Source organism: Williamsia soli, from assembly GCF_017377795.1.
In the GTDB taxonomy this organism is placed as follows: domain Bacteria; phylum Actinomycetota; class Actinomycetes; order Mycobacteriales; family Mycobacteriaceae; genus Williamsia; species Williamsia soli.
Window position 1 is genome coordinate 242625 of record NZ_JAFRDR010000003.1, and the last position, 14553, is coordinate 257177.

The 14553-nt window shown below is 61.8% G+C and carries 15 protein-coding genes; 2 read left to right on the forward strand and 13 right to left on the reverse strand.

Annotation, left to right across the window (positions count from 1 at the left end):
- Positions 1–82 precede the first annotated feature (82 nt).
- From J3S28_RS09690 to J3S28_RS09705, 4 genes are all read right to left on the reverse strand, one after another.
- Positions 83–1525, reverse strand: coding sequence for an NAD(P)(+) transhydrogenase (Re/Si-specific) subunit beta (locus tag J3S28_RS09690; protein ID WP_207840014.1), 1443 nt, complete (start codon positions 1523–1525; stop codon positions 83–85).
- Positions 1522–1851 (reverse strand): NAD(P) transhydrogenase subunit alpha part 2, encoded by a 330-nt coding sequence (locus J3S28_RS09695; protein WP_084839465.1) that lies wholly within the window; start codon positions 1849–1851, stop codon positions 1522–1524. Before J3S28_RS09695 ends, J3S28_RS09690 begins: the two co-directional genes overlap by 4 nt.
- A gap of 1 nt (position 1852) precedes the next feature.
- Entirely contained in the window at positions 1853–2980 is a 1128-nt protein-coding gene (locus J3S28_RS09700; protein WP_207840016.1) for a Re/Si-specific NAD(P)(+) transhydrogenase subunit alpha, read from the reverse strand.
- A gap of 415 nt (positions 2981–3395) precedes the next feature.
- Positions 3396–4310 carry an SDR family NAD(P)-dependent oxidoreductase gene (locus J3S28_RS09705; protein ID WP_207840018.1) on the reverse strand — a complete coding sequence of 305 codons (915 nt, stop codon included), beginning with the start codon at positions 4308–4310 and terminating at the stop codon, positions 3396–3398.
- A 336-nt stretch (positions 4311–4646) separates the two neighbouring features.
- Between J3S28_RS09705 and J3S28_RS09710 the strand changes: the two genes are divergently transcribed.
- Positions 4647–5552 (forward strand): TauD/TfdA dioxygenase family protein, encoded by a 906-nt coding sequence (locus J3S28_RS09710; RefSeq protein ID WP_207840020.1) that lies wholly within the window; start codon positions 4647–4649, stop codon positions 5550–5552.
- Between the two features lie 130 nt (positions 5553–5682).
- Here J3S28_RS09710 and J3S28_RS09715 read toward each other — a convergent pair whose 3' ends face one another.
- The 5 genes from J3S28_RS09715 to J3S28_RS09735 form a co-directional block, all read right to left on the reverse strand.
- Positions 5683–6348 carry a nitroreductase family protein gene (locus J3S28_RS09715; protein ID WP_207840022.1) on the reverse strand — a complete coding sequence of 222 codons (666 nt, stop codon included), beginning with the start codon at positions 6346–6348 and terminating at the stop codon, positions 5683–5685.
- Positions 6349–6437: 89 nt separating this feature from the next.
- Positions 6438–7199 (reverse strand): EthD domain-containing protein, encoded by a 762-nt coding sequence (locus J3S28_RS09720; RefSeq protein WP_207840024.1) that lies wholly within the window; start codon positions 7197–7199, stop codon positions 6438–6440.
- Positions 7200–7392: 193 nt separating this feature from the next.
- Positions 7393–8730, reverse strand: coding sequence for an NtaA/DmoA family FMN-dependent monooxygenase (locus J3S28_RS09725; protein ID WP_207840026.1), 1338 nt, complete (start codon positions 8728–8730; stop codon positions 7393–7395).
- On the reverse strand, positions 8727–9995 hold the full coding sequence (locus J3S28_RS09730) for an MFS transporter (protein WP_207840029.1): 1269 nt from the start codon (positions 9993–9995) through the stop codon (positions 8727–8729). Before J3S28_RS09730 ends, J3S28_RS09725 begins: the two co-directional genes overlap by 4 nt.
- Before the next feature lie 56 nt (positions 9996–10051).
- Positions 10052–10795: an NADPH-dependent F420 reductase gene (locus tag J3S28_RS09735; protein WP_207840032.1), complete on the reverse strand. Its 744-nt coding sequence runs from the start codon at positions 10793–10795 to the stop codon at positions 10052–10054.
- A 96-nt stretch (positions 10796–10891) separates the two neighbouring features.
- On the opposite strand from J3S28_RS09735, the gene J3S28_RS09740 reads away from it, so the two are divergent.
- Positions 10892–11296, forward strand: a complete 405-nt coding sequence (locus tag J3S28_RS09740) for a MerR family transcriptional regulator (RefSeq protein WP_207840034.1) — start codon at positions 10892–10894, stop codon at positions 11294–11296.
- Positions 11297–11475: 179 nt separating this feature from the next.
- Here J3S28_RS09740 and J3S28_RS09745 read toward each other — a convergent pair whose 3' ends face one another.
- The 4 genes from J3S28_RS09745 to J3S28_RS09760 are packed head-to-tail and all read right to left on the reverse strand — an operon-like array spanning position 11476 to position 14478.
- Complete coding sequence (locus J3S28_RS09745; RefSeq protein ID WP_207840036.1) at positions 11476–12387, reverse strand: NmrA family NAD(P)-binding protein; 912 nt, start codon at positions 12385–12387, stop codon at positions 11476–11478.
- Positions 12388–12431: 44 nt separating this feature from the next.
- Entirely contained in the window at positions 12432–12890 is a 459-nt protein-coding gene (locus tag J3S28_RS09750; protein ID WP_207840037.1) for a MaoC family dehydratase, read from the reverse strand.
- A gap of 46 nt (positions 12891–12936) precedes the next feature.
- Positions 12937–13698, reverse strand: coding sequence for an SDR family NAD(P)-dependent oxidoreductase (locus J3S28_RS09755; protein ID WP_207840039.1), 762 nt, complete (start codon positions 13696–13698; stop codon positions 12937–12939).
- 48 nt (positions 13699–13746) lie between these two features.
- Complete coding sequence (locus J3S28_RS09760; protein ID WP_207840042.1) at positions 13747–14478, reverse strand: SDR family oxidoreductase; 732 nt, start codon at positions 14476–14478, stop codon at positions 13747–13749.
- Between the last annotated feature and the right edge of the window lie 75 nt (positions 14479–14553).

Sequence of the window (14553 nt, forward strand, 5' to 3'; positions counted from 1 at the left end):
TGGTTCCAACCGCGACTAGGACTTTTATTTAGGTCTGACAAAGTAGGCCCGAGACCTCGATGTGTGTTGACGCGTACGTCGCTTAGAGCGCTTTGAGTTCTTCGATGACCAGGCCGACGGATTTTTTGGCGTCGCCGAAGAGCATCGAGGTTCCTGGTGCGGTGAACAGTGGGTTGTCGATGCCGGCGTACCCGGAGGCCATGCCGCGTTTGAGGACGATGACCGAGCGGGACTGGTCGACGTTCAAGATCGGCATCCCATGAATCGGGGACGACGGATCGTTGCGGGCGGCGGGGTTGGTGACGTCGTTGGCCCCGATGACCAGGGTGACATCGGTGCGGGAGAACTCACCGTTGATGTCGTCCATCTCCTTCATCGCGTCGTACTCCACATCAGCTTCGGCGAGAAGGACGTTCATGTGTCCGGGCATCCGGCCGGCAACGGGGTGGATGGCGTACTTCACCTCCACACCCTTCTCCTCCAGAATGCTCGCCATGTCCTTGACCGCGTGCTGGGCCTGGGCAACCGCGAGCCCGTACCCGGGAACCACGATCACCTGCGAGGCGTACGCCATCTGAATCGCCGCATCGGCCGCCGAGGTGGCCTTGACCGTCCCCTGCTCGCCGGCAGGACCGGCTGCAGCCGCGCCGCCGCCGCCACCGAAGGACCCGAACACGATCGCCGGGATGGACCGGTTCATCGCCGTAGCCATCAGGTTCGTCAAAATGCTGCCCGAGGCGCCGACGATCATGCCGGCCACGATCATCGCCGTGTTGTTCAGCGCCAAACCTGCGGCCGCAGCCGACAAACCGGTCAATGCGTTGAGCAGTGAGATGACCACAGGCATGTCGGCGCCGCCGATCGGCAGGACCACGAACAACCCCATGACCGCGGCGGCGACGAGTACCAGCACGATCCACCACTGGCTCGAGCCTTCACCCGGGGTGGCGTTGACCCCGATGAACACACACGCCGCCAGCGCGATGATCAGCAGGACGATGTTGGCGAGCTGGAAGATCTTGGCGTTCTTCACGAACGCCTTCTCGACATTCTTGTTCAGCAACTCCTGCAGTTTCAGGAACGCGATCAGCGACCCCCAGAACGACACCGAACCGATGATCGCCGCGAACAGCGACCCGATCACGATGTGAACGGTCGGGGACTCACCGTGCTTGAACTCCGAAAAACCTGCCGTCTCGATGAATTCGGACCACGCGATCAACGCCACCGTGCCGCCACCGACACCGTTGAACAACGCCACCAACTGCGGCATCGCCGTCATCTTCGTCCGCTTGGCCGGTGGCACACCCAAGATCACACCGATCGCCAACCCAGCCACGATCAAAATCCAGTTGATGGCATAGGTGTCGCGGATCTCGATCAACGTCGCGATCACGGCGATACCCATACCGGTCGCGGCGATCCAGTTGCCACGCACCGCGGTCTTCGGACCAGTCAGCCCCGACAAACCGAGGATGAACATCGAAAACGCAACAATATAAAGAATATTGACCAGATTGTTCACTTGTCAGCTCCCTGCTCCGGCGCCGCCACAGGGGCCTTCTTGCTCTTGAACATGCCCAACATCCGGTCGGTCACCAAGAACCCACCCACCACATTCAGGGTTCCGAAGATCAACGCGACGAACGCGATGATCCGCACACCCCACGGCGCATCATCAGGCAACCGGCCCAACACGATCAACGCACCGAGCACCACGATCCCGTGAATGGCGTTCGTCCCCGACATCAACGGCGTGTGCAAGGTGTTGGGCACCTTGGAAATGACGGCGAAGCCGACAAAGCCCGCCAACACCAGGATCGCGATATTCGCGAGTAAACCCGTATACATCTCAGGCACCTGCCTTCTCGGTTTCGCGCGTCACACACGCCGCGGCCAATACCTCGTCAGAAAAGTCCGGCGCGAAATTGCCGTCATCATCGAGCGCGAGTTCGATCAGCGCCACAATGTTCTTCGCATACAGCTCCGAAGCGTGCTCCGGCATACCCGCGGGCAGATTCAGCGGGCTGCAGATCAGCACGTCGTGCTTGATCACATTCTCACCGGGCTCGGTCAGCTCACAGTTGCCGCCGGTCTCACCAGCCAGATCCACCACCACACTGCCCGGCTTCATACCTTCGACCGCGGCCGCGGTCACCAGACGCGGCGCCGGACGACCCGGCACCAACGCGGTCGTGATCACCACATCGAAACTCTTGATCGCATCCTCGAGGGCCTGCTGCTGCTTCGCGCGCTCCTCCTCGGTCAACTCACGGGCATACCCGCCTTCACCGGCCGCGTCGATCCCCAGATCGAGCCACTGCCCGCCCACGGACTTGACCTGCTCGGCCACCTCCGGGCGCACGTCGTACCCCGTGGTGCGGGCACCGAGCCGCTTGGCCGTGGCCAGCGCCTGCAAACCCGCCACACCCACACCCAGGACCAGCACCGTCGCCGGCTTCACCGTCCCGGCGGCGGTGGTCAGCATCGGGAAAAAGCGCGTCGACTTCTCCGCCGCCAAGATCACCGCCTTGTAGCCCGAGACGTTGCCCTGCGAGGACAACGCGTCCATCGACTGGGCACGCGAGATCCTCGGGATGGCCTCGACCGCGAAGGCCTGCACACTGGCAGCCTTCAACGCACCGATCTGATTCTCCGCATTGCGCGGAGCCAAGAACCCGATCAGCGACGAACCCGACGACAACTTCCCGATCTCGGCATCAGTCGGGGCATCGACCTTCACCACCACATCAGCCGACCACCCATCACCGATCGACGCACCAGCATCGACATACAACTGATCCGGAATCAACGCGGCCACACCCGCACCCGACTCCACCACCACCGCAACACCCTTAGACACCAACGTCGCCACCACCTTCGGCACCAACGCCACCCGATTCTCCCCAGCCGTCGTCTCACGCACGACACCCACACGAGCGGACGTCCGTACGGCACGACTGTCAGCCGTCTCGGCCATGGTCAAACTCCCACTTTCACTATGAAGGTCACGAATACAGCCACGCCTGGACCGGCCGCATCAAGGTCAGATGTCACCGGTGTAGTCAGCGACCGGGAATAGCGCCGCCCCGTGTGACGTCGTGGGAAATGTCCATCGATCGGCGACCTCGTACTCGCGCATCAGGTGCGCCGTGGTCCGAACCTACCCAATACGATCAGCATTGCACATCCATTAGTCAGACAATAGTCGAGACCGGCTCCGCAGGCGTGGGGCGTGTGAGCGGCGTGGGAGCCTTCTCACGACACATAGTGCTGCCCTAGTGCCCTAGTGCCCTAGCGCCGTGTTTGATGATCAAGAGATTGCTCGGCGACGTTCGAGGCGGTCGTCGTGCATGAGTTCGGAGCGTAGATGCCTATCATCTACCCTGACTTGTCTATTCAGCTCCGACCTGATCAGGATCTTGCATCCGACTCGGGCGCCAACCCAACGAACTGACAAGCTCAAGATGTTGGCTGAGATCATCATCGATTGCCTCCCGAATATCGGAGGCACTCCATTCATCTCTCTTCAATATTGGCTCTTTTATTCGCGGATGTTGCAGTAGTCCGAGCTCGGTCGACGTGAAACGGAAGACTTGTCCGCTGATTCCCTCAGAACGATCGCTCACCAAGTAAGTGACGAGAGGTGCGATAAGCGCCGGATCGGGAGGGTTCGGAGCCAAAGTGGGTGTGAGAAGCGACATGTGCGTCCGAGCGAAGGGAGCAATGGCGTTCACCCGAATATCATGACCATCGCCGTCGAGAGCCCAACTGTACGTCAACGACGAGATCGCTCCCTTTGATGCGGCATATGCTGAGTACTGCGGCATACCGCCACCTCCGTCGGAGGAGACATTCACGATAACGCCGCCTCCGTGGTTTTTCATATGCGCGCCGACCGCGCGGCCTACGTACATGGTGCCCAGCACATTCACCTCCACGAGTGCGCGCATGGCTTCCGGGTCGTCCTCCCAGAAATACGCTTCGTGTATGAGGCCTGCATTGTTGACAACGGCATCGAGTTTGCCGAACCGGGATACAAGCGTCGCAACAACTTCGCGACAGAAGTCGTACTCGACAATGGATCCAACCATCGCCGCAGCCTGTCCACCACTTACGTTGATTCGTTCAGCTACAGCAGTAACTGCCGACCCTACGTCGACCAAGAAAACCTCGGCGCCTTCCTTCGCCAGTTCGATCGCAAAGGCCTCGCCCAGTCCGCGTGCCGCGCCGGTGATAAGGACCGTTTTTCCTGTCAGCTCCATGGCCAGTTCCTTCGAGTGAGAAGTGATGTCTGCTGTCTTCGCCATACGGCGAAAGTGACGTACCGAGGCAGTGAGTGCAGGCGCCCCGCTTGGGGCCCCGCTATGTGACGAAGGTAACCCATGAAATGGGGCCTCGCAATGTCAGGCAATTGACACCACCCGTGGGTTCGCGCCCTGCTCACTTGCCATAGCCATCCCCAACAAGTGGAGCTGCGACCCCCCGCCCGCGTGCCCACCTGTGCAAATGTCGCAATGTCTGACTGTTGTAAATTCTGACATCGGCTTGTAGATTGTGATCTCGTTCACAGTTTGAGTCGTCGAGATACTCGCCCGACGGCCGCGTGACCAAAGGCAGCTGCACCCAAACCAAGGAGTAAAGCAATGTCCGTTTCGTGGAAACCCATCGCCGACTCGTTCGGAGCCATCGTCACCGACGTGGACCTCAGTGCACCGATCGACAAGGAACTCGGCGCCGAATTGCGACGGCTGTTCTTCGATCGCCGCGTCGTGATCTTTCCTGAGCAGGACATGTCACCCGCCGCGCAGGTCGCGTTCATGTCGCTGCTCAGCGGCGTCATCGTCGAGCCCGCGCTGGCAGAAGGAGCAACCAACTCCGTCCCGAAGAACGATCGGTATGTGTACGTCTCGAACACGGACAAGGGAACCTACGGTCCCGAGACGGACGAAGTGGTCTTCCACTCCGACTACATGTTCACTCCGGCCGGCGCACTGCAGGCGCAGTCCTGGTACAACATCGAGAACGAGGTGGAATCGCGGACGAGCTACACCAACGTGGTGCGCGCCGCCGCCCTCCTCCCGGCCGATCTTCGGGCGAAGATCGAAGAACTGTTTGTCGTCAATGCGCTCGCGATCACTCCCGGGTTCCGCTTCGATTCCCGCTGCCGGATGAGTCAAGTACCTCAGGCCCCGCATGCGGTGCATCCCATCATCGAACGGCATCCGGTGACCGGTGATGAGTTCATCGATGTCTCGCCGTTGTTCTCGAGCCATATCCTCGGATGGGATGACGCGGCCAGCGAAGAGCTTTTCGCGGAGATCGAGGCGGCTGTGTACACGCCCGACAACATCATTCACCAAGATTGGAACCTCAACGACTTCGTCGCCTGGGACAACGTCGCCATCCAACACAGGTACGTCAGTCAAGATGGCGAGGGCAATCGGACCTTCCGCCGGGTGATCGCGAACCCGTACGAATTGAGCACCCTGTGGGCAGGCGCTGAAGCCGCTCCGTGGCAGCCACCCACCGGCGACATCTTCGCGGCCTGAGGCTTTGCGCTGATCGAGGTCTCCGCACTGGATCTCGATCGCTGTACTGAGGTCACCGAAGGCCCGTTGCCCACCAGAGCCTGTGGTGGGCAACGGGTACAGGTCGCTTGCGAACCGGCCGTTCTGCCGCTTACTCGGACCAACCGTCCCAGTGCGTAATCGTCTGCGGGGGCGGTCGTTTCGCGGGCGAAAAGGTGTCTCCGGTGTAGTACGCGACTGGGAACAGCGCCGCCTGTGTGACGTCGTGGGGAATGCCCAGCAGATCAGCGACCTCGCGCTCGCGCATCAGATGCGCAGTGGTCCACGCTGAACCCAGTCCCCGTGAACGCAGGGCCAGTTGAAAGCTCCATGCAGCAGGCAGAATCGAACCGAACATCGACGCCGCCATCGGCCCGGCAAACGGGTCGGTCGATTCCGGGACGCGCCCCTGGAGACACGGGATCACATGCGCCGGTACCCGATCGAGAATCTCGGCCAGATAGTCGGCATCCGAGTAGATACGAGCCGTTGTCGTGTCACCCCGCTCCTTCGCCTCGTCCGCCATCGTGGTGAACATTTCTCCCACCCCGTCGCGGTACAGCTCTGCTATCTGTCTGCGCTTCTCGGCATCTGTCACGATGACGAAGGACCAGCCCTGTTGGTTGCTACCAGTGGGAGCTTGCTGGGCGATCGCCACGCACTCGAGCAGAACCTCACGCTCCACCGGGCGGTCCAGATCGAGGCGACGGCGCACCGCTCGCGTCGTTTTCAAGAGATGATCTGTTGCGTCTGTGTCGACATCAGTTGACGTGGTCATTACTGTCCCCTTGCTCTTTTTGTTCTTTGGTGGTCTTCTTCGGAAGTCGGCTGTCCGTCAGCTGCGGTCTCGCCGTTGCCGATCGGCAGTCAGAGGGCGTCGACGAACACATGCTCTTTTCCTACTGCGTTCACCGACCGAGCGAAATCGATGAAATTGGCCTCGTCCTCCGCGGCCCGTTGGTTCGCGATGACGATTTCGGGTGCGCGGCGCACTACTGATTGGTCGTACCACATCTCAGCGTGCCCGAGGTAGGGAGCCGCAGCCGTACCTCTGGCATTGCGCAGCATCTCCTCTACGGGTGACTCGAACCGATGAACCTGCTGATAGGCGAGAAGACCGAGGATCGGCGACATGGAGCGAATGAGCGGACCGTGGACGGTGCGCCAGTAGAGTTGCGCCTCTGCGAGAGTGAGGTCTGCGCGCTGGCGCAACGTGAAGTGGCCCTTGACGATGGTGCTGTTCGGTCGAGCAACGTATGGCGTCAAAGACAAACTGAATTGCGGGTACTCGTGCGCCACCCAGACCGGCGATTCGGCCATGTCAGAGACAGCTTTCTCCGAAGCAAGAATCTCTTCACCGGCTCGAGATTGCAGCGCCGCGATGAGCGTCTCCTCGGACTCCCACCACGATTCGTTCACACCGTCGTAGGCAGGCTCCATCGACCCCCGCGCTTCGGCAACTGCCGTCGGCACAGGGTTTCCGTCCCAATGCGTTTGCGTGTAGCGAAGAATGCCGAGCCTGCTCTGGTGCGACGCCACCAGGGGTCCATGCTCGTCACGCCAAGACTGTTGAAACTCGGACAGGCTCAGTTCCGAACGTCGGCGAACCATCGTGATGAGTCTGATCATCAGAAAACCTCCTGGATTGGTCGACCAACGCTCCCGCTGACATACGTCGAGGACTGCCGGCTGAGGCCCTACATTGCAAAGGCGACGTATCAATAGTCTGACAATAGACGAGGGCGCCCTCAGACACACGCACTTGTCGTCGACCGTTCGCGGGCAGAAGCAGGCGGGCGACACGAGCGGGCTGACACCCGACCTACATGGACGTCCGACCATCGGCGCGCGAGTCGATCCCGTACTGAGCTGGAACGCCGAGGTTTTCCCTCAGGGTGGCGCCCGGATACTCGTTCGGGTAGATCCCCCGCTCCTGAAGGAGCGGAACGACTTCGTCGACAAACGCATCGACGCCGTCCTCGTATACGTCCGGGGAGACCCAGAACCCGTCGGCGGCCCCCGCCTCGAACCACTTCTGCATGTGGTCAGCGTGCAGCGCACCCGGACCCACGACCGTTGGGTGAAAGTCGATCACACCATGGGCAAGAATGTCGCGAGACGACCACCCGAGCCGAGCGACGTCCAGAGCGATCCCGGATCGAGGGTCTGTAGGTGCCGCGCGCGCCGCAGCAAGCTCACGTTCGGTGAGCGGTTCATCGATGCGTTCCGGGTGTAGATGCAGGCCGAGCATCGCCCCGAGATGCGGCAACCGCGCCTCGATCACATCACCGGCCAAGGCGATCCGACGGTCAAGGCCCTCGCGGACGGTCGGCGCAACAGTCGTCATCAAGCCCGGGAAATACTTGATCTCATCCGGATCGCGACCGAACTCGCTCGCGGCGTCACGCACCATCTGGCGTTGCGCGCGTGCTTCTTCGATAGTCCAGACCTCGGAGATGAAACCGCTCGCGTAGCGGCCCGCGAGCGTGAGCAGGTGCGGACTCGGACCGCCTGAGGTGAAGATGACCGGTTGTCCCTGCTCCGATGGAGGGATCGCGAGCGGTCCGCGTGATGCGACGTGTTCGCCCTGCAGGTTGATGGGCTTCAACTTGGATGAGTCGATAAAGCGGTCGCGGGCCTTATCTTTCACCCAGGCGTCCTTTTCCCAGCTGCCCCACAGCGATTGAACGATTTGAACGGCTTCGTGCGCGCGCTGGTACCGCTCGGTGCGATCGCTGACCGGACGTCCGTAATTGGCGGCGACAGCGGCATCGCTTGTCGTGACAGCGTTCCATCCGGCCCGGCCGTGACTGATCACATCGAGAGCCTTGAACTGCCGTGCCAGGTTGAACGGCTCTTGGAAGGTCGTCGAACCCGTTGCCACGAAACCGATTCGCTTCGTCGCACGAGCAATCGCTGTGAGAGACACGATCGGGTCGAGGACGTTGCTGACGGTCACATGCTCGAGGTCACCGCGCACAGCGGGAAAGTCAGGCGTGAACAAAAACGAGAACAGGCCGCGCTCAGCCGCCTGCGCATATCGGACGCTGGCGTCGATGTCCGCGTAGTTGTTCGGATCGACATTGGGTGCACGCCAGGCCCCATGCAGGTTTCCGTAACCGTCGGTCAATCCCATCGCGAGGATGATCTGCTTGCTCATACCGTTACCTCGCCCTTGATGTCGCCCTCTGCAGCTTCCTCACCAAGCGGCCGTCGGGGCTTGACCACAACCAAGATCACGGCACCGAGGACAGCGGCGAGGCCGCCGAGAATCACTGCAGATTGCACGCCGACGCCGTCGACGAGTAGACCGCCGACAAAGGCGCCCAGAGCGATCGCCACCTGGAAGACCGCGGTTTGCAGTCCGCCGACGCTCTCGAGGTGGCGTGGCTCCGCCCGTGCCAGCCAGGTCGAGATGACGGTGGGGAGAGCACCGAAGCCGACGCCCCACAGTGCCGCGGCGGCGAACAAGGCGACAGCGTTGCCACCGGTCAGGGCAAAGGCGATCATCGCAAGACCGAGTACAAGTGGGAACAGCAATGCCGCGATCCGCAGTGTCCGGTCCGCCAGAGGGCCGGCCACCAGGTTTCCCACCACGATTCCGACGCCGTAGACCAGGAGCAGCACGGCGAGCTGGTCCGCGTCGAAGCCACCCACTTCATCTGCGGCAGGACGGATGTAGGTGAAGCCGGCAAAGTGACCCGCACCCATCAGCGCCATGCTGAACAGGCACACCTGGATCAGTCGGGACCGAAGCGTCTGCAGCAGTGGACGGAATCCGCCAGACGGGACACTCGGGATCGACGGCAAGGCGACGACCTGCAGGACGACTGCGATCATGCCGACACCCGCGGCCAATGCGAACACTGTCCGCCATCCCCAGATCTCCCCGAGCAGCGTTCCGAGCGGGACGGCCGCCACGGTAGCCAGTGAGACGCCCACGTTCACGATTGTGAGGCCAAAGCCCAGTCTCGACGCCGGCACCAGTCGCGCGGTGATCGAAATCGCAAGCGCCCAGAAACCGCCGATCGCGATGCCGAGCAGAACGCGAGCGGCCAACAACACTGGGTAGCTCGGCGCCACCGCCACGAGCAGATCCGATGCGACCGCGAGTAGGGAGAGTGCGATCATCAGGTGTCGGCGGTCGATGCGCGACAACACCACAGGGATGATGAGACCTGAGATCGCCGCCACGATGGCCGTGATGGCAACGGACTGGCCGGCGACGCCCTCTGTGACGTCCAGATCTGCGGCAACCCGAGAGAGCAGGCTGGCCGGCAGGAATTCCGACATCACGAGTGCGAACACCCCTACACTCAGCGAGGTCACCCCCAGCCAGGACGCCTTCTGCTGCGGGGCTCCGCCCTCTGACGGTGATCGACCGCTACCGGCTTCCTGCGCCGGAGACTTGTCTCGGGAGGTCATGACTCGTTCGTCCTCATTCTGGTCTGAATTGTGGGTATTCGCTGGTGTCGAGAGGGTCAGCTGTAGCAGGCCCGGTTGATGGCGACGAGGAACTTCCCGTCGACGTGTCCGCCGGCGGCGATGTACTCACCGATGGCTTCCATCGCAAGATCTCGACGCTCTGGGACGCGAGTTCTGTCGGCGGCTGCGAGCCAGCGCGGCATCTCGTCACGTCTGCGGTCGGTGCAGTAGACAGGGGCTCCCGGCTGCTGCCGCCAGGAGTCCGCGAGAACCCCGGCATCGACAGCGTCGAAACCGGTCTCCTCGACAAGCGACATCGCGAGCGCCCGGTGGGCATCGAGGTCGGCGGCCACCGGAATGGCCACGCGGTGTGGATCACCCGACTTGGTGGCTTTGCCATCGAACGACTGAGAGGTGATCGCGTTCCAGGCCTTCGCCACCGGACGACCGAATAGCTCGGAGAGCCAGACAGATTCGGGCTGCCCCTCATCGAAGGCGCGCATCGCGCCGTCTCGCATCGGATAGTAGTTGGATGTGTCGATGACCACTGCGTCCGCAGGGGCCGCTCCGACGTGGACCGCGATGTCCGGGTTGCGGTTCATCGGCACCGAGACGATGAGCACCTCCACTCCACGAGAGGCTTCGGCCGCTGTCACCGCTCGGGCACCAGCGCTCAAGGCGGCAGCGGAGATGGTCTCCGGCCCGCGAGAGTTCGCTATCGCAACGTCATGTCCCTGGCGGCTGAGTCGACGGGCGATGGTCGAGCCGATCGAGCCCGCTCCGATGATGCCGATCTTCATTGGACCAAATCCCCTTTCGAGGCCTTCTGTGAATCCTGACTTCCCCATCTTCAACCTTGCCATTAGTGTGAAGGTCAAATCGTCGAAGGAGGACACATGCGCATCGGGGAACTGGCGAAGATGACCGGGGTGGCGCCGCGGATGCTCCGCTACTACGAAGAGCAAGGGTTGATCACCCCGCGCCGTCTCGACAACGGGTATCGGGTCTATGACGACTATCTGATCGACCGGGTCAAAAAGATCCGCGGCCTGATCGACTCCGGCATCCCAACTCGCATCGTGGCCGACATATTGCCATGTCTCGGCAAGCCCCAAACAATAGTCGTGCAGAACGCCGATCCAGAACTGCACGCCATTCTCGCAGAGGAACGCGACCGAATGAACGAGAAGATTCACTTTCTCATCCACAACCGCGACGCCATCACCGGTTACCTCGAGGCACTCGAGAAAGCCGCTGCCACAGGCCCGGCACAGGAATCAGGTTTGCCGCAAACAGGGTGACGTCCAGCGGCGCCACAGGACCGCTCACCCCGCGGTAAAGCCATCAACGAAGTTCAGTCGTGCGGTTTCGGCACGGGCGACGGACGCGCCCGAGCCGAATCCAGCGCCGAGCGGTCCCTGCTGTGGTGGTCACACCAGTAGCGGAGAACTGACCGTTGCCAGTCAGGACAACGCTTCGCTCAGCCGGTCGTACTGCCCGACACCAGATCACGGTTCTGTGCGGCCCACTGCCGCAGCGTGATCGACGGACGGCCGGTGACGAACTCGACGTCGTCGCGAACCGTGCCTATGTAGCCCATCCGACCGTCGATCACCTGCCGGGTGAATTCCACACCGGCGGCGGCGTACCACGCCTCTACACCCGACTCGCCGGTGGCGAGTGAGGCCTTGAAGTCTTCGGGGCCGCCTATCTCGCAACGGAACTCAGTACCCAACACCTCGGACAAGATGGCTGCCACCTCTGGTCCTGAGGCCACTTCTGTGGAGAGCCAGTAATTCTTGCCCGCGTGACGGTCTGGACCTTGGCGTAAAACCGTGGCCGCCACAGCGGCGATGTCGCGGGCCGCGATCCAGCCGACTCTGTGTTCGCCCCAATAGACCGAGAAGACACCGTTCTCGACCCGGCTCATCGAGGACAACCCCTCCATGAAGACGTTGGGATGCAAATGGGTCCAGGCCAAACCACTGCCTTCGATGTAGCGCTCGATCATTTGATGCCACACGAAGTGGGGGTCGGTGACGTCCCAGTTGGCGAACACGCCCTGATGAACAATGTGCTGAACACCGGCTTTCACAGCCGCATCGACAATGGTCTTGCTCTGCGCCAGCATCGCCACCGTGTAGCCGGTCAACAGATAGAGTCGATCGACCCCATGGAGTGCGTGAGCGAACGTAGATGGATCGTCGAGGTCCAGAAGCACCGCGTCCCGGCCCTCAGAAACCAGCTTGTCGACCTGCTCGGTTTTGCGCGCACCATAGCGGACCCGGACACCCGCGGAGTCTTGATCGAACTCCTCGACGATCAGCCTGCCGACCTGGCCTGTTGTGCCGATCACGAGCACGGTTGCTTGCGCTGAACTGGATGATTCCATGACGTTGCCTTTCTCACTGACTGTTGACTTCTGCACTGGCACGATCAGCGGTAGAGCCGAAAGACGGGTTCTGCCACGCATACCGGTTTCGTGACACCTTCAGCTTCTATGACCGCTTTCAGCACCACCTGAAAACCGCCGTCAACAGCGTCTACGGAACTGACGCTTGCCGCCATTCGGACTCGGGAACCTACCGGCACTGCAGCGGGGAACCGAACCTTGTTGAGTCCATAATTCACAGCCATCGACAACCCGTCGACCACCAGCATCTGCTCCCAGAAAGCGCTGATGAGTGACAGTGTGAGATATCCGTGGGCAATCGGGCCACCAAAAGGACTGTCCCGAGCGGCCCTGCCGGGGTCTGTGTGGATCCACTGCCGGTCTTCGGTGTCCTCCGCGAAGCCGTTGACCCGTTGTTGGGTGATGTCGATCCATTCGCTGGAGCCGAGGTCGGCGCCGACAAGGCCCGGGAGATCGTCAATCGAAGAAAGATGGGTTGTCATGATGTGCTCCAAGGGGTCAGATCGCTTGTGTGAACGGAAGAACAGGTCAGGTGATCGTGACCCCGCCATCGACGACGATGGTCTGCCCGGTCACGTAGCCTCCTGCGGGAGACGCCAGCCAGACGGCCGCGGCAGCGAGTTCGGTGGCGTCACCCATCCGGCCGAGTACCAACCTCGGCTGGAGGCTTTCGACGTACTCTGCGCTGTACTGATCAGTCATCTCCGACCGGAAGAAACCTGGGGCAAGCGCATTGACTCGAATGCCCTTGCGGGCGCCCCACTGTTGCGCCAGGTCGCGGGACAAACCGAGCAGTGCTGATTTACTGGAACTGTAGGCAGCTTGAGGGAGCCCGGCGGTGGTGATACCCAGAATGCTTGCGATGTTGACAATCGAACTGCCTGGATTCATCACCCGGCCGCAGGCTTGCGCACACCAGTAGGCACCATTGAGATTGAGATCGATCACGGATCGAAACTGCTCGGGGGTCTCTCGTGTTGCCGGGTGGGCTGTTCCGATTCCGGCGTTGTTCACCAGAACATCAACGTGGCCAAAGGTTTCCATCGCTGCGTCGACCATTGCCCGGCAGCTCTCTGGATCGGCGACGTCGGTTACCACGGGCAGTACCCGGCCGCCGATGTCTCGGACCATCTCAGCCGTCATCTCTAGACGATCGGCGCGGCGGGCTGCGATGACGACATCGGCGCCGGCCTCAGCGAAGGCCGTGGCGAAATTGACGCCGAGACCCGATGATGCGCCCGTCACGATGGCGACCTTGTTGTCGAGCCGGAACATGTCGAGGATGCTCATGCGGTACTCCTACTCGGCGCCGATCGGGCCGGCGCCAGGTTGTGCGGGTCAGATGGAGAGTCCACCATCGACAGGCAGTACCACGCCCGTGATGTAGCCGGCCTCTTCGCTGGCGAGAAAGCAGACAGCGTCGGTGATCTCGGTGGGATCGGCAAACCGTGCGATCGGACCCGACACTTCAGCGATCTTTTCCTCTGGAATCGATGCGGTCATCCGGGTGGCGGCGTTGGGCGAGATAGCATTGGTGGTGATACCGAAAGCGGCCAATTCCTTTGCCGCGGTCTTCGTGAAGCCGATGATTCCAGCCTTGGCCGTCGCGTAGTTGGCCTGACCGCGGTTGCCCCGCAAGCCGGTGTATGACGTCACGTTGATGATGCGGCCGTACTCCTGCTTGCGAAAGTGCGGCACACACGCCCGGGTGAAACGGAAAGTGCCGCCGGTGTGCACAGCCATCACCTGCTCCCAGTCGTCGTCGGTGAGCTTCCACAGCACTCGATCGCGCAGTATCCCGGCATTGTTGACAAGAATGTCGACTCGACCGGTTTTCTCGATGGCACCCGCCACAACGCGCTCCACATCCTCGGTCGTGCTGACGTCGGCCGCGATGCCGATCGCGCCGAGACGCGTCGCCGCCGCGTCGAGTTCGTCGGCATCGAAGTCGACCATCACGACGTCGGCGCCCGCGGTGCGAAACCGCTGGGACAAAGCGAGACCGATTCCACGGGCGGCCCCGGTGACGATTGCTGTTCGACCGGTGAAGTCGAAGGACAGGTTTCCCATCGAGTCGAGCCTTTCGAAAGAGGTCGACCCAGAGCGGGTCCGACCTAAGCAGTCGCTCATTTTATGAGCATTCGC